At 63.4% G+C, this 23,106-nt stretch carries 21 protein-coding genes and 2 pseudogenes; 16 read left to right on the top strand and 7 right to left on the bottom strand.

Annotated elements, in window-relative coordinates; translation table 11 throughout:
• Positions 1 to 572, bottom strand: a pseudogene (locus CQ12_RS39890) (hypothetical protein); the annotation flags it as partial.
• A 260-nt stretch (positions 573 to 832) separates the two neighbouring features.
• On the opposite strand from CQ12_RS39890, the gene CQ12_RS39885 reads away from it, so the two are divergent.
• The 4 genes from CQ12_RS39885 to alr all read left to right on the top strand — a co-directional run bounded on the left by CQ12_RS39885 (position 833) and on the right by alr (position 5,675).
• Positions 833 to 2,083, top strand: a complete 1,251-nt coding sequence (locus CQ12_RS39885; protein WP_057840701.1) for a cyclopropane fatty acid synthase — start codon at positions 833 to 835, stop codon at positions 2,081 to 2,083.
• A 353-nt stretch (positions 2,084 to 2,436) separates the two neighbouring features.
• On the top strand, positions 2,437 to 2,580 hold the full coding sequence (locus CQ12_RS44715) for a hypothetical protein (RefSeq protein ID WP_157088779.1): 144 nt from the start codon (positions 2,437 to 2,439) through the stop codon (positions 2,578 to 2,580).
• A 306-nt stretch (positions 2,581 to 2,886) separates the two neighbouring features.
• A complete protein-coding gene (locus tag CQ12_RS39880; protein WP_057840700.1) occupies positions 2,887 to 4,392 on the top strand; it encodes a replicative DNA helicase in 1,506 nt (501 codons plus the stop codon).
• A 44-nt stretch (positions 4,393 to 4,436) separates the two neighbouring features.
• The gene (alr, locus tag CQ12_RS39875) at positions 4,437 to 5,675 is read left to right on the top strand and encodes an alanine racemase (protein WP_057840699.1); all 1,239 of its coding nucleotides are present in this window, start codon (positions 4,437 to 4,439) and stop codon (positions 5,673 to 5,675) included.
• Between the two features lie 157 nt (positions 5,676 to 5,832).
• Here the strand turns inward: alr and CQ12_RS39870 are convergent, their stop codons facing one another.
• Positions 5,833 to 6,054 carry a cysteine rich repeat-containing protein gene (locus CQ12_RS39870; RefSeq protein ID WP_057840698.1) on the bottom strand — a complete coding sequence of 74 codons (222 nt, stop codon included), beginning with the start codon at positions 6,052 to 6,054 and terminating at the stop codon, positions 5,833 to 5,835.
• A 48-nt stretch (positions 6,055 to 6,102) separates the two neighbouring features.
• On the opposite strand from CQ12_RS39870, the gene CQ12_RS39865 reads away from it, so the two are divergent.
• A complete protein-coding gene (locus CQ12_RS39865; RefSeq protein ID WP_057840697.1) occupies positions 6,103 to 6,873 on the top strand; it encodes an exodeoxyribonuclease III in 771 nt (256 codons plus the stop codon).
• 113 nt (positions 6,874 to 6,986) lie between these two features.
• Positions 6,987 to 7,958 (top strand): tripartite tricarboxylate transporter substrate binding protein, encoded by a 972-nt coding sequence (locus CQ12_RS39860; protein ID WP_057840696.1) that lies wholly within the window; start codon positions 6,987 to 6,989, stop codon positions 7,956 to 7,958.
• A 15-nt stretch (positions 7,959 to 7,973) separates the two neighbouring features.
• On the opposite strand, the gene CQ12_RS39855 is transcribed toward CQ12_RS39860, so the two are convergent.
• Positions 7,974 to 8,423, bottom strand: a complete 450-nt coding sequence (locus CQ12_RS39855) for a cupin domain-containing protein (RefSeq protein ID WP_057840695.1) — start codon at positions 8,421 to 8,423, stop codon at positions 7,974 to 7,976.
• Between the two features lie 164 nt (positions 8,424 to 8,587).
• On the opposite strand from CQ12_RS39855, the gene CQ12_RS39850 reads away from it, so the two are divergent.
• A complete protein-coding gene (locus tag CQ12_RS39850; RefSeq protein ID WP_057840704.1) occupies positions 8,588 to 9,316 on the top strand; it encodes an adenylate/guanylate cyclase domain-containing protein in 729 nt (242 codons plus the stop codon).
• 22 nt (positions 9,317 to 9,338) lie between these two features.
• On the opposite strand, the gene CQ12_RS39845 is transcribed toward CQ12_RS39850, so the two are convergent.
• Positions 9,339 to 9,710, bottom strand: a complete 372-nt coding sequence (locus tag CQ12_RS39845) for a GFA family protein (protein ID WP_057840703.1) — start codon at positions 9,708 to 9,710, stop codon at positions 9,339 to 9,341.
• Positions 9,711 to 9,803: 93 nt separating this feature from the next.
• Here CQ12_RS39845 and CQ12_RS39840 point away from each other — a divergent pair, with 93 nt between their 5' ends.
• From CQ12_RS39840 to CQ12_RS39800, 9 genes are all read left to right on the top strand, one after another.
• Complete coding sequence (locus tag CQ12_RS39840; protein WP_057840694.1) at positions 9,804 to 10,526, top strand: sulfite exporter TauE/SafE family protein; 723 nt, start codon at positions 9,804 to 9,806, stop codon at positions 10,524 to 10,526.
• 214 nt (positions 10,527 to 10,740) lie between these two features.
• Positions 10,741 to 11,157: a hypothetical protein gene (locus CQ12_RS39835; RefSeq protein WP_157088776.1), complete on the top strand. Its 417-nt coding sequence runs from the start codon at positions 10,741 to 10,743 to the stop codon at positions 11,155 to 11,157.
• A gap of 166 nt (positions 11,158 to 11,323) precedes the next feature.
• Complete coding sequence (locus tag CQ12_RS39830; RefSeq protein WP_157088775.1) at positions 11,324 to 12,763, top strand: adenylate/guanylate cyclase domain-containing protein; 1,440 nt, start codon at positions 11,324 to 11,326, stop codon at positions 12,761 to 12,763.
• A 100-nt stretch (positions 12,764 to 12,863) separates the two neighbouring features.
• A complete protein-coding gene (radA, locus tag CQ12_RS39825) occupies positions 12,864 to 14,321 on the top strand; it encodes a DNA repair protein RadA (RefSeq protein ID WP_057840691.1) in 1,458 nt (485 codons plus the stop codon).
• A gap of 167 nt (positions 14,322 to 14,488) precedes the next feature.
• Entirely contained in the window at positions 14,489 to 15,118 is a 630-nt protein-coding gene (locus CQ12_RS39820; protein WP_057840690.1) for a CvpA family protein, read from the top strand.
• A gap of 22 nt (positions 15,119 to 15,140) precedes the next feature.
• A complete protein-coding gene (gene purF, locus CQ12_RS39815) occupies positions 15,141 to 16,655 on the top strand; it encodes an amidophosphoribosyltransferase (RefSeq protein WP_430642306.1) in 1,515 nt (504 codons plus the stop codon).
• A 106-nt stretch (positions 16,656 to 16,761) separates the two neighbouring features.
• Entirely contained in the window at positions 16,762 to 17,502 is a 741-nt protein-coding gene (locus tag CQ12_RS39810; protein ID WP_057840689.1) for an SDR family NAD(P)-dependent oxidoreductase, read from the top strand.
• Positions 17,503 to 17,766: 264 nt separating this feature from the next.
• The gene (locus CQ12_RS39805) at positions 17,767 to 18,834 is read left to right on the top strand and encodes an NHL repeat-containing protein (RefSeq protein ID WP_245310349.1); all 1,068 of its coding nucleotides are present in this window, start codon (positions 17,767 to 17,769) and stop codon (positions 18,832 to 18,834) included.
• Between the two features lie 93 nt (positions 18,835 to 18,927).
• Positions 18,928 to 20,154, top strand: a complete 1,227-nt coding sequence (locus CQ12_RS39800) for an ABC transporter substrate-binding protein (RefSeq protein WP_057840687.1) — start codon at positions 18,928 to 18,930, stop codon at positions 20,152 to 20,154.
• Positions 20,155 to 20,236: 82 nt separating this feature from the next.
• On the opposite strand, the gene CQ12_RS39795 is transcribed toward CQ12_RS39800, so the two are convergent.
• The 3 genes and pseudogenes from CQ12_RS39795 to CQ12_RS45575 all read right to left on the bottom strand — a co-directional run.
• Positions 20,237 to 21,478 carry a TCR/Tet family MFS transporter gene (locus CQ12_RS39795; protein WP_057840686.1) on the bottom strand — a complete coding sequence of 414 codons (1,242 nt, stop codon included), beginning with the start codon at positions 21,476 to 21,478 and terminating at the stop codon, positions 20,237 to 20,239.
• Positions 21,475 to 22,857 (bottom strand): ribosome biogenesis GTPase Der, encoded by a 1,383-nt coding sequence (der, locus tag CQ12_RS39790; protein ID WP_057840685.1) that lies wholly within the window; start codon positions 22,855 to 22,857, stop codon positions 21,475 to 21,477. Before der ends, CQ12_RS39795 begins: the two co-directional genes overlap by 4 nt.
• Positions 22,858 to 22,912: 55 nt before the next feature.
• Positions 22,913 to 23,106 (bottom strand): annotated as a pseudogene (locus CQ12_RS45575) (hypothetical protein); the annotation flags it as partial.

Here is a 23,106-nt window from a genome sequence, read left to right as displayed (position 1 = left end):
CGGCCCTGCTTCTGCCTGCCGCCCGATTTGCTGTCGGTCGCGGCCTGCGCCGGGGCTTGGCCATCGGCAGGCCTGGCCGCCTCGGACGGCGTTTGTGGCCGTGCGGCCCGCTTTGCGTCACGGCCCGAACGCGCGCCCTCGCCTTGCGGCGCGGTTCCGTCGGGCTCCGGCCGGGAAGTCTCCTGAGGCGGCTGCTGCCGGCGGCCAAAGATGAATCGGTCGGGCTGATCCGTCCTGCCGTCCTGTTTGGCGTCCTTCTGCCTGGTGTCTTTCTTCGCCTGATCCTTGCTCTGATACCGGGGGTCGGCAGCGCCGTTGGATATCAGGTAGGAGGACAGCACCGAGGCCATGCTGGTGCCGGTCGTATAATGCTGGCGCAGAAATCCCGGCAACGACGAAGCCGACACGTTCTTCAACAGGCCCCGCGGGCTCTTGTGGCAGGCATTGCAGGTGCTCGAGAAGATCTGTGAAGGGCTCTTGCCGGCGTCGAGATTTTCCGCCCGCGCCACGCCTGCCGTGAAGCAGCCGATCAGGAGCATCACCGTCGCTGAACTGAGCGCTCGGCTCAACATTCCCTGCTTCTCCAGAGGTAGAATCACCCCTGCGACCCACGACGTCGCCAGCGGCGGGGTCACCTTTTAGACGATTATGACGCGAATGGAAGCGCACTCATTGCGCATCTTCGTGAGTGTGGCATTTGGGAATATCCGCTTTGCCTCCAACACACTAGCGCCATGGCATCATCATACTTATCACAATCTTGATCCACCCTTGGAACCAATGTTCCGGGGGTGCGTCGGTTTAACGGGCGTTCGCTCCATTGGTGTAATCGATGGACCGGTTGTTGCGTTATTTTCTGGGCCAGTTCATTCGCCGCGGCAAGATGACCTTCACCTCCGCGACCGGGGCGAGATTTACCTGCGGCGATGGAACCGGCCACCCAGTATCGGCGCGGTTCATGAACGAACGCACGCAACTGCGGATTCTTCTCAATCCCGAACTGGCGCTGGGCGAAGCCTATATGGACGGCACGTTCGTGGTCGAGAACGGCTCGATCGCGGACGCGCTGGAGATCTTGCTCGGCCAGCCCGAAATGGTGCCGCGCTGGGCCAGGCTGCAATGGTGCCTGCGTTATTTCGGGAGGCACATCGGGCAACTCAATTGGCGCGGCCGGGCGAAAAACAACGTCGCCCATCACTACGATCTCGACGGGCGGCTCTATTCCCTCTTCCTGGATGCCGACAGGCAATATAGTTGCGCCTATTTCGAAACGCCGGATACCACGCTCGACGATGCCCAGCTCGCCAAGAAGCGCCATCTCGCCGCCAAGCTCCTGATCGGACGCGGCAATCGCGTGCTCGACGTCGGCTCGGGCTGGGGTGGCCTTGGCCTCTATCTCGCGGAAATGACCGGGGCCAATGTCACCGGCATCACGCTGTCGTCGGAACAGTTGCAGACCTCGAATGCCTGCGCTGCCGAGAGGAACCTGACGAGGTCGGCGAGATTCCTGTTGAGCGACTACCGCGACATTGCCGGGCCGTTCGACCGGATCGTGTCGGTCGGCATGTTCGAGCATGTCGGCATCGATTTCTATGAAACCTTTTTCCGGCGCTGCGCCGAACTTCTCAGCGACGACGGCGTCATGGTGCTGCATTCGATCGGCCGCTCGACAGGGCCCGATGTGTCGAGCCCGTGGATTACGAAATACATCTTTCCCGGCGGCTATATCCCGGCCCTTTCCGAAGTCATCCCCGCGATCGAGAAGGCCGGTCTACTGGTCTGCGACATCGAAATCCTGCGGCTTCACTACGCCGAAACGCTGAAGGCCTGGCGCGACCGCTTCATGGCGCGGCGTGAAGAGGCGGTACGCCTCTACGACGAGCGGTTTGCCCGGATGTGGGAATTTTATCTGGCGGCCTCGGAAATGTCGTTCCGGAAGCAGAACCTGATGAATTTCCAGATCCAGCTCACCAAACGTCAGGGAATCGTTCCGACAACGCGCGGCTACATTACCCGGGAGGAAGCGAGGCTGCGGCGCATGGAACTTGGAAAGAAGCCGCGGTTGCGGCTGGCGGGCGAATAGGCGGACGCAAATGAGGGCGGCGTCAGTTCCGCAGGCTGTAAGCCGAAACGTAAGGCGTGTGAGGAAGGGCCGGACGGGCGAGTTGGGCTCTCAGCGCAGCCTGAAGCTCACCATCGCAGGGCTCGGCACGCCGTTCCGGGCGCGAAGTCTCTTCCATGGCGTCAATCAGCATCGACAGCCACAAGCGCTGGCTGCTTGCCGATCGCCATCCCTGGAGTTGCTGACCCATCGCCTGTCCCTTTGGTTCGTTACTACTGGCAACTCGAAAATCGCCAGCCCGTTCCCGATTTCGCAACCAATCCATTCTGCCGCGAAGAAAATCACATCAGATGTGATCTACTTCACAGAGGCCCTTGGCGGCCCGTCGTACATCTCGCGCCATGGGCCAGAAGACCTACCCAGCTCCGTTCGAGTCCGACATCCGGATCGACTACGCCCTGATCGCAATCGGCGTGGCTGCGGCCCTGTTTGCGTTCCTCTACCTGATGCTGGTTTGATCAACGCTTAAGGTCGCAACTCGAAAACGTCGCCCACGTCGAAATTTGTCTGTCCAGGTGACGGTAAGGTTCAGGCTCTCCTAAGATTTTACCTGGCATTTTCGCGAAAGCGCTGGCGCACCGCCCGATTTTGGCCGAAAGCCCGTCAAGCTTCGCGCCGACCACGCGTCCGATTCATCCACATTTTTGAAGAACGGTGCATAGCGGCGAGCTTTTGCTTCCGCTTTGCCCAGGACGGGCGCTTTATCGCCGCCCCTCTTGCGGAAATGCTGGCAACGCCGGAAACCAACTGCATAACCTGACGCCATGGCTCTGACTGATTCGAACGTTCTCAAGCTTGCTCCCGACGCGGGAACTCCCGCTTTCCGGAGCGCGCCGCACAATATTGAAGCGGAGCAGAGCCTGCTGGGCGCGATTCTGGTCAACAATGACGCGTTCTATCGGGTTTCCGACTTTCTGGAAGCGAAGCACTTCTTCGAGCCGATCCACCAGGCCATTTTCGAGACCGCCGGCAGCCTGATCCGGATGGGCAAGGTCGCGACGCCCGTGACGTTGAAAACCTTCCTGCCGGCCGACACCGACATCGGCGGCATGACGGTTGGCCAATACCTCGCGCGGCTGGCGGCGGAAGCCACCACGATCATCAACGCGCAGGATTACGGCCGCACCGTCTACGACATGTCGCTGCGCCGCGACCTGATCCGAATCGGCGAGGACATGGTCAATGTCGCCTTCGACGCGCCGGTGGATTTTGCCCCGCGCGCGCAGATCGAGGACGCCGAGCGCCAGCTCTACGAACTCGCCGAATCCGGCCGCTATGACGGCGGCTTCCAGCGCTTTGCGCAGGCGCTGACCACCGCCGTCGACATGGCGGCCAAGGCCTTCCAGCGCGACGGAAGCCTGTCGGGCGTCGCCACCGGCTTGCGCGACCTCGACACCAAGATGGGCGGCCTGCAGGCGTCCGACTTGATCATCCTCGCCGGCCGCCCCGGCATGGGCAAAACGTCGCTCGCGACCAACATTGCCTACAACATCGCCAGGGCGCACCGCTCCGAAGTTCAGGCCGACGGCTCGATGAAGACCGTCAATGGCGGCATCGTCGGCTTCTTCTCCTGCGAAATGTCCGGCGAACAGCTCGCCACCCGTATTCTGGCCGAACAGACCAGCATTTCCTCCAGCATGATCCGCCGCGGCGGCATCAGCGAGGCCGACTTCGAGAAGATCCGCGATTACTCGATCGAGCTGCAGGCGTTGCCGCTCTATGTCGACGAAACCGGCGGCCTTTCGATCTCTGCGCTGACCGCACGGGCGCGGCGGCTAAAGCGGCAGAAGGGCCTCGACCTCATCGTGATCGACTACATCCAGCTGCTGCAGGGCTCGGGCAAGAAGTCCGACAATCGCGTACAGGAAGTGACTGAAATCACCACCGGTCTGAAGGCACTCGCGAAAGAGCTCAACGTTCCCATCATCGCATTGTCGCAGCTCTCGCGTCAGGTCGAAAACCGCGACGACAAGCGCCCGCAACTGTCCGACCTGCGTGAGTCCGGTTCGATCGAACAGGACGCCGACGTCGTGATCTTCGTGTACCGCGAGGAATACTACCTCCAGAACAAGGAGCCGCGCATCGGCACCCCCGAATACGAGAAATGGCAGCTCGACATGTCGCTGGTGCACGGCAAGGCCGAAATCATCATCGCCAAGCAGCGCCACGGCCCGACCGGAACGGTGGACGTGCAGTTCGAGGGCCAGTTCACCCGGTTCAGCGATCTTGCGCACGACAGCAGTCTGCCCGATCGCAGCTACGAGCACTGAGCGCCACAGTTGAACCGCAGCGTTCCGCCGCGTAAAACCGTGGCATGAACGTCGCTCCTGATCCCAAATCCATTCCACAAGGCGCCCTGCTCTCGCCCGAGGCGAACCAGGCCGCCGCGCTTGCCACCGCAACCGGCGTGCTGACGGTCGATCTCGACGCCATCGTCGCCAATTGGCGCAAGCTCGAGAAGACGGCGGTACCGGCCGAATGCGCCGGTGTCGTCAAGGCGGACGGTTATGGCTGCGGCGCCGAGCAGGTGGCGCGTGCCCTCTCCAACGCCGGCTGCAAGACGTTTTTCGTCGCCACGCTCGACGAGGCCCGCGCAGTCCGCGCCGCGGTACCTGCCACGGCTGCGATCTACGTGCTCGGCGGCTTCTTCCAGAACACCGGTGACGCCTACGCCAAGATCGGCTGCAAGCCTGTGATCGGCGACCTCAACGAGCTCGCTGAATGGGACGTGTTCTGCCGCCGCTCCGGCTGGTCGGGCGGCGCTGCCATCCATATCGACACCGGCATGAACCGGCTCGGCATGACCGTGACCGAGGCACAGGGCATCGTCCCGCGCATCAACGCCGGGGATCACGGCATCACCCTCGTGATGAGCCACCTCGCCTCGGCGGAGCTGCTCAACAATCCCGCCAATGCCAGGCAGCTCACGGCCTTCCGCGAGATCGCGAGCCTTTTCTCGGGCGTCCCGGCGTCGCTGGCCAATTCATCCGGCATCTTCCTCGGCGCCCAGTTCCAGTTCGACATCGTGCGGCCGGGCTGCGCGCTCTATGGCATCAACCCGACGCCGGAAGCCGACAACCCGATGCAGCCGGTCGTCGAGCTGAAGGCGCGCATCGTGCAGATCCGCAACATCGAGCGCGGCGATACCGTCGGCTATGGCGGCACCTGGACGGCGCGGCGGCCGACCCGAATAGCGATCGTTGCCGCCGGCTATGCCGATGGTTATTTCCGCGCGGCCAGCTCCAATGACGGCACCCGCGGCGCCGAGGTGGTGGTCGCCGGCAAACGCTGCCCAATCGCGGGGCGGATTTCGATGGACCTGACGGCAGTCGACATCACCGATCTTGACAAGAATGTGGTGCGGCGCGGCCATTGGGTGACGCTGATCGGTGAAGGTATCACGGTCGACGAGCTCGCCCATCACTTCGGCACCATCGGCTACGAAGTGATGACCAGCCTCGGCAGGCGTTACGCGCGGGTCTACAAGGGCGGCAATGCCACTGCAGCGCCCCCTGCTCCGCCTCCAGCGGAGCCGGCTGCCGCTTCCACCTAGGCGGTACACCGCAAGGCCCGGTTACAAAATCTGGAAAACAACCCCATGCAAAGTAGAATGGTCCCGGCTCGCAGCGCTCAGGCCGCTTGGCTACGGGCCACGAGATGACCCGTCGTCACGGCCCAACCTGAACTCATGCTGCTTTAGTTCGCCGCGCTTATTTCGCCTTCCGGCTGGCCAATACTTTCTTGCAGGCGTCGCTGAGTTGGTTCTGCTGTTTAGTTAGGCATGCGACGACACGGCCGCCGCCAGGCGGCGTACCGGCGCAATATTTGTCATAGTCCGCCTTGCAGGCGCCGCGCCCATCGCCGGTTTGAGCAATCGCGGGTCCGGAGCATCCTATGGCGAGCACGAGAACGACAAAGCCTAGTTTCGGCATGAAATCTCCAGATGTCAGGCGACGCACAGTGACGCCGGCTAGCTCTACATGAAGATCGCGACCTTCAACATCAATAATGTCAACCGCCGCTTGCCGAACCTGTTGCGCTGGCTGCGCGCAGCAAAACCCGAAATCGTCTGTCTGCAGGAACTGAAATCGACCGATGCCGAGTTCCCGATTCAAGCAATCGAGAAAGCCGGCTACGGCGCGGTGTGGCGTGGACAGAAGACCTGGAACGGCGTTGCCATTCTGGCGCGTAACGCAGAGCCGGTATTGACGCGGACGGCCCTGCCTGGCGATCGCAACGACGATGAGGCCCGCTACATCGAGGCCGCGGTCAATGGCATCCTCGTCACCAGCATCTATCTGCCGAACGGCAATCCGCAGCCCGGGCCGAAATTCGACTACAAGCTCGACTGGTTCAAACGGCTGCGGTCGCATGCCGCAAAACTGCTCAAGCAGGATATCCCGGTGGTGCTGGCCGGCGACTACAATGTGGCGCCGACCGCATCGGATATTTATCCGACGAAGTCCTGGGATAAGGACGCGCTGATCCAGCCGAAGAGCCGCGCGGCGTTCAAGGCGCTGGTCGACCAGGGCTGGACGGATGCGATACGAACGCTCCATCCGTCAAAGCCGATGTTCACGTTCTGGGACTACAAGCGCAACCGCTGGCCGCGTGACGCCGGATTGCGGCTTGATCACCTCCTGCTCAGCCCCGCCATCGCGCCGCGCCTGATCAAGGCCGGCGTCGATCGCAAGATACGCGGCGAGGAAGGCGCCAGCGACCACGCGCCGGCGTGGATCGTGCTCGGATAGAGCTGCGGCATCCGCGCAAGGGCGACGGACCGTTTGTTCGCACAAGCAGGCCGGACTTGTTATGCTTTCCGCAAGCTTCGAAAAGAATCAAAAAAAGAGACGGGGGAACGCGCGTGAGAATTTCGAGATCGATCGCAGCAATAGCCGCGCTACTTTGTTTACTCGTCAACGTTGGCGCAGCCGCCGATGACGATTATCCGTCCCGGCCGATCACGCTGACCCATGGCTTCGGCGCCGGCGGCAATGCGGACGCGATCGCCCGTATCGTCGCCGAGGGCCTGTCCCGGCGGCTTGGCAAACCCGTCATCGTCGAAGCCCGCCCGGGCGCCGGCGGCAATATTGCATCGGATCGCGCCGCCAAGGCCGCCCCGGACGGCTACACCCTCATCATGCTGACGGGCGGCCACGCGGTCTCGGCGGCGATGTACAAGACGCTGCCGTTCGAGCCGGTCGAGGATTTCCAGATGATCTCGACGGTGGTGTTCTTTCCCTTCGTCGTCGCCGTCAAATCGAGCCACCGGTTTCAGACGCTGGCGGATCTGATTGCGGAGGCGAAAGCGAAACCGGAGACGCTGACCTACAGTTCGGTCGGCGTCGGGTCGACGCAACATCTGGTCGGTGAATTGCTGTCGTCGATGGCCGGCATCAAGATGATCCACGTGCCCTACAAGGGCGGCGGCGGTCCCATCAACGATCTCCTCGGCGGCCAGATCGACATCCTGATCGACACGCTGACGATCACGGCCCCGCAACTTGCCGCCGGCACGATACGAGGCCTCGGCGTGACCAGTGAACAGCCGTGGTTTTCCATTCCCGCCGTGCCGCCGATCGCAGCGACAGTCCCCGGTTACGCGGTCCGGTCCTGGCTCGGCATCGCCACAGCCAAGAACGTGCCTCAACCCGTCGTCGAGAAACTCAATCGCGAACTGCGCGCCGTGCTCGATATGCCCGACATCAAGGACAAGCTGCAGGCGATGGGCAATGAGGTCCGCAGCGGTTCGCCGGAGGACATGCGCAGCATGGTCGCATCGGAGATATCCCGCTGGAAACGGGTGATCGATACCGCGGCGATTCCCAGACAATGATCCGCGCGCAGCGGATCAGCCCTTGCGCGTGTGCCCCCACGCCGCGTCCCAGTCCTCGCCAGCGGCATCGATGACGCGGCCGTCGGCCTCGAAGAACTTGTTCGGCACCTGGAAGATCGCGAGCATCAGCCCGCCCTGCGGGCACCAGGCGACATGGCGGCTGCCCTCCTCGCGCCAGATGAATTCGCCGGCCTTGCATTCGATACCCTGCGCCGGGCCTTCCTTGTCGACGAGCGAGCCTTCGAGCACGTAGGTCTGCTCGATGTTGACGTGTTCGTGGTCGGGCAGCACCGCACCCGGCGCGAACCGCATCAGCGCCGTCATCAGGCCGGTCTTGCGATCGAACAGCAGCGTCTTGGCCTCGCAACCGGGGAAACGGGTCTTCTGCCATTCCATGCTGTCGGGGCGGACCAGATGGGAATGCGTGTCTGCGGTCTGCGCGCCCTTCGGCGTCACGGCGTCCATGGCGATCCTCCGTTTGCTTGTTTTGACGCGATCCTAGCAGCTTTGCCCATCGCCGCCAGCCGGCAGGTGTGCGCTGCGGCGATGCTGTCTTGCTCGCACCTACCGCCGGTTATAGGATCGCCATACTCTGCCGCGCTCGGGGATCGGGATTGAAAATGGCAGCGCTGCAACAATCGCTCATCTGCAAGGGATGCTGGGAGCAGATGCATGTGCCGGTGCCGCTTCGCGGCGTAGCCTCGGCGCCTTTTCGTGCGTTCGGCATTCGTCCGAGCCGGATGAATCCCAATACCTGCACCATCTGCGAGCTGATGTTCACGAAGGTGATGCGGGCCCGCAAGATCACCATCGACGCGACCATCATGTTTGCCGACCTGCGCGGCTACACCAGCCTGTCGCAGTCGCAATCGGCAGATGCGGTTTCCGGGCTGCTCGACGCATTCTACGATGAATGCGCCAACGCGATCTGGGAGCACGAGGGACTCCTTAACAAGACCATCGGCGACGCCGTGATGGCGGTCTTCAATTTTCCCTTGAAGCGGGAGCAGCATGCCAGAAACGCCGTGCTGGCCGCCCGCGATATCCAGGCCAACTGGCGCGATCGGCGCGAGGGCCTTGTCCAGGCGCACGGCCTCTCCTCCAGCGATCTCGGGATCGGCATCGGCATCCATACGGGCGAACTCAGCTTCGGCGAATTCGGTCGCTCGCATCGCGACCTGACGGCGATCGGCACCGTCGTCAACACCGCTTCCCGGGCCCAGTCGGTCGCCGAAGCCGACCAGATCCTGGTGACGAAGGCCGTATTTGACCGCGCCCAACCGGATTTGAAGGACAGTCATTCGAAGGCATTCCAGCTCAAGGGGTTCGACGCCCCGGTTGAGCTCTACGCTGTCTAGCGCAACCGGTGCGAGGCCGCTCTCACCAAAGATTTTTGCCATCAATCGCCGTCACCGTTACCGCGTCGAGATCGAAATCGTCGAACAGGTGCGAATTGACGGCGACCTTGGGATTGTCGAAGTCCGGCTTGCCGCTCGACCAGTCCGGCGATTCCGAATAGGTGCCGCAGCCGCAACTGGCGCAGAAATGATGATGTTTGACGGTGCGGCTGCCCCACAAATAGGTCGCGACATTTTCCGGCGGCGATGTCAGGCGGAACTGGGCCGGGGTGTAGTAGGCCCACAACGCGCCGCGCTTGGAACACAGCGAGCAGGTGCAGCGTGTCACCTCCGCCGGCGGCTCGTTCACCTCGAATTGCGTCTGGCCGCAATGGCAGCTTCCCTTGATTGGCACGATCGGCTCCTTTCCCTGTATCGCCCAGACGTCGTAACCTGATCCTGCTGCCACCATGATGTCAGCAGCAGAGAAACGTGAAAGACAGCAACCTTGGGCTTCCTTTTTGTCCTTATTGTCGGGCTCATCGCCGGCACCATCTCGGGCATCGTCGGCACCGGCTCGTCGATCATGCTGATGCCGGTACTGGTCTATCAATACGGGCCCAAGGAAGCGGTGCCGATCATGGCGGTGGCGGCGGTGATGGCGAATTTCTCGCGCATCCTCGCCTGGTGGCGCGAGGTCGACTGGCGCGCCTGTCTTGCCTACTCGGTCACGGGGATTCCGGCCGCCGCACTTGGCGCGCGAACGCTGCTCGCGCTGCCCTCGCACGCCGTCGATATCACGATCGGGGTGTTTCTCATCGCGATGGTGCCGGTGCGGCACTGGCTCGCCCGCCATCAGCTTAAAGCACGCCTCTGGCACCTTGCGGTCGGTGGAGCTGTTATCGGCTATCTCACTGGCATCGTGGCATCGACCGGCCCGCTCAGCGTGCCGCTGTTTCTGTTTTACGGACTGACCAAGGGCGCCTTTCTCGCCACCGAAGCCGCCAGTTCGCTCGGCCTTTACCTGAGCAAGTCGGTCACGTTCGAACGCTTCGGCGCGCTGACGCCGGATATCGCGCTGAAAGGTCTGATCGCCGGCTCCTCGCTCATGTTCGGCGCCTTCATTGCCAAGCGCTTCGTGCTGCATCTTCAGCCCGACGTCTTCAGGCTGCTGATGGACGGCATCATGCTGGCCGCCGGTCTCACGCTGCTGTGGACGGCATTTACGTAATTCGGCGCTGACAGCCTGAACCATTCGCTGGGAATGGCCGACCAAGTGACGCGTTCACATCCATTCGGCAAGTGAGCACAGATCAATGCCGGGCATGGGTTCGCATCACCCACGTCTGGAGAAGACCTAGATGCCCAGGGGAATCATCGGCGCCATCGTCGCCCGGGGCGATCTCGGACGCCGCTCATCACGCACCCGATATTCGAGACCGATCATGCGGAAAGCCGTTGTCATCACGCTCATGAGCGTCTTCGCCGCTCTCGCTGTGCAAACGTCCTCGCACGCAGCGCCGGCGTTTGACGGACTCTGGGCAACGAGCAAAAAAGATTGCCGCGACAAGGACGGGCCTGACAGCAAGACGTTCATCGACCTGGAGAACGTGATCAAGGGCAAGCCGGCGCCGCTCGTCGATCAATACGAAAATCATTGCCGGGTCGACCGCAAGACGCCGGCCGGCGACGGGCTGGTGCTGTCGACGACCTGTTTCGAATTCTGGGACGACTACAACAAGGGCGCGAACGGGCGGAAAGTGACGATCAAGCTGTCACCTGGTCCAAACGACACGCTCAAAATCGACGGCAAGCCCTATCTGCTTTGCAAGCGCAAGGGCGACCTTCCCAAGAACCGGTAGTCATCGGGATTCGGTATCGATCCCGGTCTGGACCCTGGCCGCGAGGGCAACTGATGTTCAAATTTGCTCGACGACCTGACTACTGCAACGTTTATCGGATATGACGCCGTGGACCGGTGGCCGCCACTTCTCAGGCGTGCCATCTTGATCGACGAGATCGTGCAGGTTGCACGATCTGATTCTCGACAGGGGAGAATGCGTTTTGAGCGTGATGGCGGAAGCGGCTGATGCCCCCTATCCGGGCGACCAGCGAACCGGACGAAACGAAGCCCGGCAAGACACCCTGAAATTCGCGGAAGCCGCCCTTACCGACAGCAAGCGCGAAGGCCTGCTGCTCGCCGTCCGCGCCCGCTGGGTCGCGCTGGCGGTCACGGCCCTCACCTTGCCGATCATCAACCCGAACTGGGACGTGATCTACTACGTCCTGATGCTGGGAGTCTTTGCCCTGATCGGGTGGGCCCAGCTCAAGGTCGGCGAAGTCGGCCGTTCGCCGCGCGAGGTTTTCCTGATCATTTGCGATCTTGCGCTGCTGACCTTCCTCACCGTCGTACCCAATCCATGGAGCGACCTTAACTGGCCGATCGGAATGCAATTCCGGTTCGACAGCTTCATCTATTTCTTCATCTTCCTTTCGACCGCCACCCTCGCCTATTCGTGGCGGACAGTCGTCGCCATGGGCGGGTGGACCGCTGCCCTGTGGGCTCTTGCCGTCGGCTGGGCTTACCTGCAGCCGGAAAGCCATGCCGCGCTGTCGGCACGCGTCAAGGAAGCGATTGGCGCCGATATTCGCATGTTCGATATCCTCGATCCTTCGTCGATCGGCTTCGGCGCCCGCTTCCAGCAAGTCACCGTGTTCGTCATCGTCGCCGCAATCCTGGCCCTCGCCGTGCGCCGTTCGAATGCGCTGCTGATCAGCCACGCCGGGCTCGAACGCGAGCGCGCCAACCTCGCGCGTTATTTCTCTCCCAACGTCGTCAACGAATTGTCGGGCAATGACGAGCCGCTGACGCGGGTTCGCACCCAGGACGTCGCGGTGTTGTTCGCCGATATCGTGGGGTTCACCGCCTACGCCGATGGACGGGATCCGAAAGACGTCATCGAGACGCTGCGGCAATTCCATGAGCGGATGGAAAGAGAAGTGTTTCAGCACGGCGGAACGCTCGACAAGTATCTCGGCGATGGCCTGATGGCGACGTTCGGCACGCCATTCGCCGGTGATTCCGACGCGCTGAACGCCTTGCGTTGCGCGCGGGGCATGATCGCTTCGATCGCCGAATTGAACGGTGAGCGGAAGGATCGCGGTGAGCCGCCGATCCAGGTCAGCGTCGGATTGCACTACGGACAGGTCGTGCTGGGCGATATCGGCCTCAACCGGCTCGAATTCGCCGTGATCGGCACCACCGTGAATGCCGCGAGCCGGCTCGAGGCGCTGACCCGCGAATTCGGCTGCGCCATCGTCGTCAGCGACGCGCTGGTGCAGCAGGCCCGCACCGAAACGAGCCAGTCGAGCGCCGACTTCGCATTGCTGGTCGAGCAACCGGCACAGAGCATTCGTGGGCTCGAGCAGCCGGTGGGCATCTGGACGTGTGCGGGCGCTGCGTCCTGATGTCCTGCGCGTGCCATGAATGCAAGGGCACATCGCGCCACACGGCGTCTTTCCGTGCTAAGTAATGCCGCCCGTTCCACCGAGTCTGCTATTTCCCATCATGGCCAAATCCACCGTCTCCTTTGTCTGCCAGAACTGCGGCGCGGCGTATAACCGCTGGCAGGGCAAGTGCGAGTCCTGCGGTGAGTGGAACACGCTGGCCGAAGAGGACACGTCCGGTAGCGTGCCGGTGTCGATTCGTTCGAAGCGCAGGGGACGGACGTTTGCGCTGGAATCGCTGACGGGGAAAAGCAATGACGCCCCTCGCCTTTCCTCCGGCATGACCGAGCTCGATCGCGTCACCGGCGGCGGCTTTGTCCGCGGCTCGGTGCTGCTGGTCGGCGGCGATCCCGGCATCGGCAAGTCGACACTGCTGACGCAAGCCACCAGCATGCTGGCGCGCGCCGGCCACCGCGCGGTCTATATTTCAGGCGAAGAGGCCGTGGCGCAGGTGCGGCTGCGCGCGGAACGGCTGGGGCTTGCGGACGCGCCGGTGCAACTCGCCGCCGAGACTTCGGTCGAGGATATCGTCTCGACCCTTTCGGAAGGTGCGGTGCCGCGCCTGATCGTGATCGATTCGATCCAGACCATGTGGACCGACACGGTGGAATCGGCGCCGGGAACGGTGACGCAGGTCCGCGCCTCGGCGCAGGCGCTCATTCGGTTTGCCAAGAAATCCGGCGCAGCGATCATCCTGGTCGGACACGTCACCAAGGACGGCCAGATCGCAGGTCCCCGCGTGGTCGAGCACATGGTCGACGCGGTGCTGTCGTTCGAGGGCGAAGGCTCGCAACATTTCCGCATTTTGCGCGCGATGAAGAATCGTTTCGGGCCGACTGACGAGATCGGGGTGTTCGAGATGACAGGCTTGGGCCTGCGCGAGGTCTCCAACCCCTCCGAATTGTTCCTTTCTGAACGCGATCTGGGCAGCCCGGGCACCGCCGTCTTCGCCGGGATCGAGGGCACCCGCCCCGTTCTGGTGGAATTACAGGCCCTGGTGGCGCCAACCACGTTGGGCACGCCCCGGCGGGCCGTGGTGGGCTGGGATCCGAGCCGGCTATCGATGGTGCTGGCGGTGCTGGAGGCCCATTGCGGGGTCAAATTGTCCGGCTACGACGTCTATCTGAACGTGGCGGGCGGACTGCGGATCCAGGAGCCCGCGGCCGACCTTGCGGCGGCGGCCGCCCTGGTTTCGTCGTTGGTAAACGCACCGTTACCGACAGATGCGGTCTATTTCGGCGAGATTTCGCTCTCGGGCGCGGTCCGGCCGGTGGCGCAGACCTCGGCGCGGCTGAAAGAGGCCGCCAAACTGGGATTTGGACGCGCCGTTCTGCCCGAATCGGCTCGTGGCGAGATCGGCAGCGACGGGGGTCTGGCGCTGAACAGCGTCGGCGGGCTGACCAGCCTGGTTGCGGAAATCGCGGCACGCGGCACGCCGAGAGGCAATAGGGAGACCAATCGCGAGGGTGTGACGGAGAAAAATGCCACACCGTCGCGATTCCGTCGTGAAAACAGCTAAAGCGGCGTGACGTGCCCGGCCCTCGCCGCTATACAACGCGCGCGAAAGGCGGACCGGGATGGAACGATATCCGGCCTTGCGGGATGCACCGTCTGCCCCTCTCTTGGGGGAGTTCTGACCCGCCGATTCGCTGCTTTGAGAACTGACGAGCGGACCCTGACCAGCCGATGCCCGTAACGATACTCGATCTCGTCCTGCTCGGAGTGATGCTGATTTCGGGGCTGCTCGCCATGGTGCGCGGCTTCATGCGCGAAATCCTGTCGATCGCGGCCTGGGGCGCGGCGGCGCTGGTGACGCTGTATGCCTTCTCGAAGCTGATGCCATCGGCCAAGGCCTATTTCGGTAGCGATACGATCGCGGCTGTGGTGGTGGTGGCCGGCACCTTCATCGGCACCCTGATCGTGGTCTCCGTCATCACGGTGCGAATCTCCGACATGATCCTGGATTCCCGGATCGGTGCGCTGGACCGCACGCTCGGCTTCCTGTTCGGCCTCGGCCGCGGCCTCCTGATCGTGGTGGTCGCCTTCCTGTTCTTCAGCTGGCTGGTCCCTGACAAGCAGCGGCCGGACTGGATCACCGGTGCGAAGTCCCGGGTGGTGCTGCAGGGAACCGGGGATTGGTTAATGTCGCTCTTGCCTGACGACCCCGAGAACACCATCTTAAAACGATTCAAGAAGAATAAACCGGAAGACGACCAAACTGACGCCGACCAGGCAGCCCCTGCGTCTGGCGATGGCTACAGTAAACCTGCCCGCGACAGCCTTAAAAAGCTGATCGAGAAACCCGCGGGCCGCTAATTCTGGCCAAGATAGAGAGGCGATGGACGCGATGCAAAACCCTTCCGATCCCGCCGACCAACTCGATCTGAATCCGGGTATCGAGTTGCAGGACGATCTCGAAGGCGACACGCTACGCGAGGAATGCGGCGTGTTCGGCATTTTCGGCCACCCCGAGGCCGCCGCGATCACGGCACTCGGACTGCACGCTCTCCAGCATCGCGGCCAGGAAGCCGCCGGCATCGTCTCCTTCGACGGCAGCCGCTTCCATTCTGAACGCCGGCTCGGTCTCGTCGGCGACACCTTCTCCCGCCGCGAGGTGATCGAGCGCCTGCCCGGCATCATGGCCGTCGGCCATGTCCGCTATTCCACGACCGGCGGGACCATCCTGCGCAACGTCCAGCCGCTGTTTGCCGAGCTCAGCGCCGGCGGCTTCGCGGTCGGCCACAACGGCAACCTCACCAACGGACTGACGCTGCGCCGCGAGCTGGTGAAGGGCGGCGCGATGATGCAGTCGACCACGGACACCGAGGTCATCCTGCATCTGGTCGCGCAATCCAAGCGCAGCCGCTTCATCGACCGATTCATCGAGTCTCTGCGCGCAATCGAAGGCGCTTACGCGCTGGTCGCGCTGACCAACAAGAAGCTGATCGGCGCGCGCGATCCGCTCGGCATTCGGCCGCTGGTGCTCGGCGATCTCGACGGCCGTCCGATCCTGACCTCGGAGACCTGTGCGCTCGACATGATCGGCGCCAAATATGTCCGCGACGTCGAGCCCGGCGAGATCATCGTGTTCGACGAGACCGGCGCGCACAGCCACAAGCCGTTCCCGCCCAAACCGCCGCGGCCCTGCATCTTCGAATACATCTATTTCGCGCGGCCGGATTCCATTGTCGGCGGCCGCTCGGTCTACGACGTCCGAAAAGCTTTCGGAGCGCAGCTCGCACGCGAAAGCCATCCAGATGTCGACGTCGTGGTGCCGGTGCCGGATTCCGGCGTGCCCGCCGCCGTCGGCTACAGCCAGTATTCGGGCGTTCCCTTCGAACTCGGCATTATCAGAAACCACTATGTCGGCCGCACCTTCATCCAGCCGACCCAGAGCGTTCGCGAGCTCGGCGTGCGCATGAAGCATTCCGCCAACCGCGCAGCGATCGAAGGCAAGCGCATCATCCTGATCGACGATTCGCTGGTGCGCGGCACCACGTCGAAGAAGATCGTGCGCATGATGCGCGACGCCGGCGCCCGCGAGGTGCATTTCCGTCTCGCTTCGCCGCCGATCCTCTATCCCGATTATTACGGCATCGACCTGCCGGACCGTGGCGGCCTGCTCGCCGCGACCCATTCGCTGGAGGAGATGCGCGAGATCATCGGCGCGGATTCGCTGGCGTTCCTGTCGATCGACGGCATGTACCGCGCCATGGGCGAACCGGGCCGCGATCCCGCCAACCCGAAATTCTCAGATCACTGCTTCACCGGCACCTACCCGACCCACCTCACCGACCAGACCCAGGTCGAACCGCAGCCCCGGCAATTGTCGCTGCTGGCGGAAGCGAGCTGACGGCGCGTTTGCGGCCAATAATCGAGTAATTTTCCGTCATGGCCGGGCTTGTCCCGGCCATCCACGTCTGTAAAACCCGCCGCAAAGACGTGGACGGAACGACATCATGACCAAACCCCTCGCCTCCCGGATTGCGCTCGTCACGGGCGCCTCACGCGGCATCGGCTATGCCACGGCCCGCGCGCTCGCCCGCGCCGGCGCGCACATCGTTGCCATCGCACGTACGCAAGGCGGGCTTGAGGAACTCGACGACGAGATCCGGAAAGAGGGCGGCAGCGCCACGCTGGTGCCGCTCAACCTCACCGATTTCGACGGCATCGCACGTCTCGGCGCGGCGCTGCATGAGCGTCACGGCAAGCTCGACATTCTCGTCGGCAATGCCGGCATCGCCGGTCCCTCCTCGCCGCTCGGGCATATCGAGCTAAAACCCTGGAACGACGTCATCGCGGTGAACGTCACCGCGAACTTCCAGATGATCCGCTGCATGGACCCGCTGCTCCGGGTCTCGGACGCCGGCCGCGCCGTGTTCGTCACTTCGGGCGCCGCCAGCAAGGCCAACGCGTACCAAGGTCCCTACGCCGCCTCGAAGGCCGCACTGGATACGCTGGTGCGCTCCTGGGCCAACGAGACCGTGAGCACGAAGCTGCGCGTCAACCTGTTCAGCCCCGGCCCGATCCGCACCCGCATGCGCGCCAGCATCTTTCCCGGCGAAGACCCGATGACGCTGGACACGCCGGAACAGGCGGCGGAATTCATCGTGCCGATGTGCGCGCCGGAGTGGGACGAGACCGGCAAGCTCTATGATTACAAGACGCGGACACTGATGAGCTTTCATCCGCCTGCGTGAGCGCTTGCAAGTTTCTCCCCGTCATTGCGAGGAGCGAAAGCGACGAAGCAATCCGTGCATCCGCGTGCGCTGAAAGATGGATTGCTTCGCTGCGCTCGCAATGACGGCGACGATTATTGACACGGTCGCCTCCCCACGATTGACTGCCTTCCCAAGCGGGAGAAACCCGCGAAGAAAAACCATCGGGAGGCACCTATGACGCCGACGCGTAATCGCGCCCGCCAACATCTCTGCAGAGCCGTTGCTGCCTGCTTCTCCGCCGCAATGCTGATCGCAGCGCCCGCACCGTCACACGCCGGCGATATTCCGACCTTCGCGGTCGATGCATCCTGGCCAAAGCCGCTGCCGAACAACTGGATCCTCGGCCAGGTCGGCGGCATCACCGTCGATGCGCAGGGCCACATCTGGGTCATTCATCGTCCGCGTTCGCTGACCGACGACGAAAAGGGCGCGGCGCTGAACCCGCCCCGCTCGAAATGCTGCGTCTCCGCCCCGCCGGTGCTGGAGTTCGATGCCGACGGCAATCTCTTGCGCTCATGGGGCGGCCCCGGAGAGGGTTACGAATGGGTCGGTCGCGAGCATGGCATCGAAGTGGATGAGAAAGGTTTTGTCTGGGTCGGCGGCAATGCCGACAACGACAATGCGATTCTGAAATTCACGGCCGACGGCAAGTTCGTGATGCAGATCGGACAGATCGCGCCGAGCAAGGGCTCAGGCGATACAACGCAACTCGGCAAGCCCGCCGAGACCGCGGTCGACAAGGACGCCAACGAAATCTTCGTCGCCGACGGTTACGGCAATCGCCGCGTCATCGTGTTCGACGCCACGTCAGGCGCCTACAAGCGGCACTGGGGCGCCTACGGCAAACCACCGAGCGACGAGAAGCAGCCGCCCTACGATCCCAACGGACCGGCCCCGCAGCAATTCGCCAACCCCGTGCATTGCGTCAAGCTCGCCAATGACGGGTTGCTCTATGTCTGCGATCGCATGAACAACCGCATCCAGGTTTTCAGGAAAGATGGAACCTTCGTTAAGGAATGGCTTTACGAAAAGAACACGCGCGGCAATGGTGCGGTGTGGGATATCGCAATCTGGCCCGACCCGAAGCAGACCTATCTGCTGAGCGCCGACGGCGAGAACAACGAAATCCGGGTGCTGAAACGGGACGATGGTACCGTAGTCGGCAGTTTTGGCCGCAGCGGCCGCAATGCCGGACAGTTCCACTGGGTTCACGCCATGGCCGTGGATGCCAAGGGTAACGTCTACACGGCCGAGGTCGATACCGGTAAGCGGATCCAGAAGTTCAAGCTGACCTCGGACGCGCTACGATAGGTGCATTGCCGAGGTCAGCGAGAAGGACTATCGCAAGAACGCTGGCAGGTTCCGCAAAGAGAGCCGGCGAACAACCCTTTCTGGAGGAATATCATGACGACTAGAATTGCGCGGCGCTTCGCCGCCTCCGTGGCGCTTGCCGCACTCTGCCTCGCGACGCCAGCACTGGCCCAGGACAAGACCGTCAAGATCGGCGTGTTGAACGACATGGCTGGCCTTTACGCCGACATCGGCGGCCCCAATTCGGTGGTTGCGGTCAAGATGGCGATCGAGGACTCCGGCCTTCTCAAGAAGGGCTGGAAGATCGACGTAGTGAGCGGCGACCACCAGAACAAGCCTGACGTCGGCGTCAACCTCGCTCGGCAGTGGATCGATAACGACAAGGTCGACGCCATCGCCGACACCCCGACTTCCAGTGTCGCCCTTGCGATCAGCAATCTGGTCAAGGAAAAGAACTCGGTGCTGCTCAATTCCGGCGCCGCGACCGCCGACCTCACCGGGAAGGCCTGCACGCCGAACACGGTTTCGTTCACTTACGATACCTACATGCTTGCCAATGGTACCGGCAAGGCGCTGACCAAAGCCGGCGGCAACACCTGGTTCTTTCTGACTGTCGATTATGCCTTCGGTCATGCCCTGGAGCGCGATACCACGGCGGCCGTCACCGCTAACGGCGGCAAGGTGATTGGCGGCGTCAAGCACCCGCTCAACACGTCTGATTTCTCCTCCTTCCTGCTACAGGCGCAGTCCTCGAAGTCAAAGATCATCGGTCTCGCCAACGCCGGCGGCGACACCACCAATTCGATCAAGCAAGCCGCCGAATTCGGCATCATCCAGGGCGGCCAAAAGCTCGCGCCGCTGCTGATGTTTGTTACTGACGTGCATTCGCTGGGCCTGAAGACCGCGCAGGGCCTGACGTTCACGGAATCCTTCTACTGGGACCTGAACGACCAGACGCGTGCCTGGTCGAAGCGGTTCGCCGCACTTGCCAGCAAGAACGCGATGCCCTCGATGACGCAGGCCGGCAACTACGCCATGGTGCTGCATTATCTGAAGGCCATGGAAGCGCTCGGCGGCAACCCACGTGACGGCGCCAAGGTCGTCGCCAAGATGAAGGAATTGCCGACCGACGATCCGCTGTTCGGCAAGGGTCCGCTGCGCGCCGACGGCCGCCGCCTCATTCCGGCCTATCTGTTCGAGGTGAAGAAGCCGGAAGAGTCGAAGGGACCGTGGGACTACTACAAGCAGATCGCCACGATCTCCGCGGAAGACGCCGCCAAGCCACTCGAAGCCAGCGATTGCCCGCTGGTGAAAAAGTAAGAATCGTAGGGTGGGTTAGCGAAGCGTAACCCACCTCTTTTCACGCAAGCGAACGGTGGGTTACGCCTTCGGCTAACCCACCCTACTTTTTCAGCGTCCGCCACGCGATCAGGAGCGCAAGCCCCAGCAGCGCCGCGGCCAGCAGAAACGGCGCGCCCGGCATCTTCACCGGCGCCTGATCGCTGATGAAATAGGCGAAGGTCAGCGTGAACAGAAACGGCCCCACCATCTGGGCGATGCTGTTGACGCTGTTGGTCGCGCCCTGCAACTGGCCCTGCTGATCGGGTGCTACGAGTTGCGTCGTCAGCGCCTGGATCGCCGCGCCTGCCACACCCCACAGCGCCATCACGGGAATGCCGACCCAGAACAACGGCCCGGTCGGCGCCGCGCCATAGATGAAGAATCCCAGCCCGCCGCTGGCAAGCCCGAGCAGCAGCGCCCGGCGCTCGCCAAGGCGCGACACGATCGGCCCTACGCCCGCGCCCTGCACCACCATGGCGCAGACGCCAACCAGCGCCAGCGTGAGACCGACGGTCGTCGTATCCCAGCCATAGCGGTAGGTCGCATAGAGCACGAAGGTGGACGGCAGCACCACATGCGCGACCTGTCCGAAGAAATTGGCCAACGACAGGCCGGCAAGAATCCGGTTCGAGCGCAACAGATGCAGCGCGCCGATCGGGCTGGCGCTCTTCCAGTGAAACGGGGCGCGCCGTTCCGGCGGCAGCGACTCGGGGAGGATCAGCCAGCCGTAAAGCGTGTTCGCAAAGCTCAGACCCGCCGCGATCCAGAACGGCAGGCGCGGATCCATGCCGCCGAGCAGGCCGCCGATGGCAGGGCCCAGAATGAACCCGGCGCCGAAGGCCGCACCGATCTTGCCGAACACCGCGGCGCGACGCTCCGGTGGCGTCACGTCGGCGATATAGGCAAAGGCCGTGGAGATGCTCGCCGAGGTAATGCCCGATATCACCCGGCCGATGAACAGCCACACAAGCGACGGCGCCAGCGCCATCAGCACGTAATCCAGCGCCAGGCCGAAATTCGACAGCAGCACCACCGGCCGCCGGCCGAAGCGGTCCGAGAGCGCGCCGAGGATCGGCGAGAACAGGAATTGCATCAGCGCCCAGGCGGTGCCGAACAGCCCGAAGATCCGCGCCGCGCTCGCGGTATCGTTGTCGACGAAACTTTCCACGAGCTTGGGCAGGATCGGCAGGATCAGGCCGAGCGCAAGCATGTCGAGCAGGATGGTAACGAAGATGAAGGCCGCCGCGCCGCTGCGTACCGGCGGCTTGTCGTCGGCAGCAGCGGTGGACGCCTGTTCGCTCATGACGGCCGCTTGCGCTTGTGGGCGAACGGATTGGCCTTTTCGCGCAGCGTGATCCGGATCGGCGTGCCCGGCAGATCAAAGGCTTCGCGCAGGCTGTTGGTGAGGTAGCGCAAATAGGATTGCGGCACCGCATCCGCGCGCGAGCAGAACAGCACGAAACTCGGCGGGCGTCCCTTGGTCTGGGTGATGTAGTTCAGCTTCAGCCGGCGGCCCGACACCGCCGGCGGCGGGTTGGCGTCGACCGCCTGCTCGAACCAGCGATTGAGCGCGGCCGTCGGCACGCGCTTGTTCCACACGGCATAGGCGTCCTGGATCGCGGTCATCAGACGATCGATGCCCTCGCCCATCAGGCCGGATACCGCAACGATGGGAGCGCCCTTGACCTGCGGGAGCCAGTGATCGGCATCGCTGCGCAGCGCCTGGATGAGATGAGGCTTGCGCTCCATCAGATCCCATTTGTTGACGGCGAGCACGATCGCCCGCCCCTCGCGCTCGATCAAGTCGGCAATGCGCAAATCCTGTTCCTCGAACCGGTTCTGCGCGTCCATCATCATGACGACGACCTCGGCAAAGCGCACCGCGCGCAGCGCGTCCGCCACCGACAGCTTTTCCAGCTTCTCCTCGATCCGCGAGCGCCGCCTGAGGCCTGCAGTATCGAACACGCGGAAATCGCGGCCCTGCCAGGTGATCTCCACGGAGATGGAATCGCGCGTGGTGCCGGCCTCGGCGCTGGTCAGCAGCCTCTCCTCGCCGAGCAGATGGTTGATCAGCGTGGACTTGCCGGCATTGGGGCGGCCGACGATGGCGACGCGAATCGGACGCCGGGCCAGATCCTCATCCGAGATGATGTCGTCGTCGTCGAACTCTTCGGCCTCCTCGACCGGCTCCGGCATCAGGGCTGCGAGCGCATCGTAAAGATCGCTCATGCCTTCGCCATGCTCGGCTGAAATCTGGATGGGATCGCCGAGCCCGAGCGCATAGGATTCCATCGCGCCGAGTTCGCCGTGCTTGCCCTCGCTCTTGTTGGCGACCAGCACCACGGGCTTGCTGGCGCGGCGGGCGAAATCGGCAAAGGCGCGATCGTTCGGCGTCAGCCCGGCGCGGGCGTCGATCACGAACATCAGCGCATCGGCCAGGCCGATCGCGGTTTCGGTCTGCTCCTGCATCCGCGCCGTGAGCGAGCCCTTCGCGCCCTCGTCGAGGCCGGCGGTGTCGATCACGGTGAATTCGAGGTCGCCGAGACGCGCACTGCCCTCGCGGCGGTCACGGGTGACGCCGGGCTCGTCATCCACCAGCGCAAGCTTCTGCCCGACGAGCCGGTTGAACAGCGTCGACTTACCCACATTGGGGCGGCCAATGATGGCGATCGTGAAGGACATAAATGATCCAAACGCCCTTTTTCGAAGGGCGTGTCAATCGAATGAAAACAAGAAATCAGCGCGTGAAACTGCCGCTCGGCATCGGAGCCGGGAATGCCGATTGTTGGGATTGTGCCGGCGCGGCCGATTGATCGGGCGGCGGCGCGGTGGTGCGCTTGCGCACGATCTTGGCCGGCTTGGGCGCCGGCGGCGCGGCGGCGGTGGTGTCCTCCTCGGGCGCGGCGTCGGGGTCCGCAGCGGCGGGGGGGG

This window comes from Bradyrhizobium jicamae, from assembly GCF_001440395.1.
GTDB lineage: Bacteria > Pseudomonadota > Alphaproteobacteria > Rhizobiales > Xanthobacteraceae > Bradyrhizobium > Bradyrhizobium jicamae.
Note: the sequence above shows the minus strand (reverse complement) of the source record. Positions and strands in the feature narration are given on the sequence as shown.

Coding starts and splice junctions, on each gene's coding strand:
- CQ12_RS39855 (WP_057840695.1), bottom strand. CDS start 8,423: ATGGACGCCGTGACGCCGAAGGGCGCGCAGACCGCAGACACGCATTCC.
- CQ12_RS39820 (WP_057840690.1), top strand. CDS start 14,489: ATGCCCGTAACGATACTCGATCTCGTCCTGCTCGGAGTGATGCTGATT.
- CQ12_RS39880 (WP_057840700.1), top strand. CDS start 2,887: ATGGCTCTGACTGATTCGAACGTTCTCAAGCTTGCTCCCGACGCGGGA.
- CQ12_RS39870 (WP_057840698.1), bottom strand. CDS start 6,054: ATGCCGAAACTAGGCTTTGTCGTTCTCGTGCTCGCCATAGGATGCTCC.
- CQ12_RS39885 (WP_057840701.1), top strand. CDS start 833: ATGGACCGGTTGTTGCGTTATTTTCTGGGCCAGTTCATTCGCCGCGGC.
- alr (WP_057840699.1), top strand. CDS start 4,437: ATGAACGTCGCTCCTGATCCCAAATCCATTCCACAAGGCGCCCTGCTC.
- CQ12_RS39800 (WP_057840687.1), top strand. CDS start 18,928: ATGACGACTAGAATTGCGCGGCGCTTCGCCGCCTCCGTGGCGCTTGCC.
- CQ12_RS39810 (WP_057840689.1), top strand. CDS start 16,762: ATGACCAAACCCCTCGCCTCCCGGATTGCGCTCGTCACGGGCGCCTCA.
- CQ12_RS39795 (WP_057840686.1), bottom strand. CDS start 21,478: ATGAGCGAACAGGCGTCCACCGCTGCTGCCGACGACAAGCCGCCGGTA.
- CQ12_RS39805 (WP_245310349.1), top strand. CDS start 17,767: ATGCTGATCGCAGCGCCCGCACCGTCACACGCCGGCGATATTCCGACC.
- der (WP_057840685.1), bottom strand. CDS start 22,857: ATGTCCTTCACGATCGCCATCATTGGCCGCCCCAATGTGGGTAAGTCG.
- purF (WP_430642306.1), top strand. CDS start 15,141: ATGGACGCGATGCAAAACCCTTCCGATCCCGCCGACCAACTCGATCTG.
- CQ12_RS39865 (WP_057840697.1), top strand. CDS start 6,103: ATGAAGATCGCGACCTTCAACATCAATAATGTCAACCGCCGCTTGCCG.
- CQ12_RS39835 (WP_157088776.1), top strand. CDS start 10,741: ATGCGGAAAGCCGTTGTCATCACGCTCATGAGCGTCTTCGCCGCTCTC.
- radA (WP_057840691.1), top strand. CDS start 12,864: ATGGCCAAATCCACCGTCTCCTTTGTCTGCCAGAACTGCGGCGCGGCG.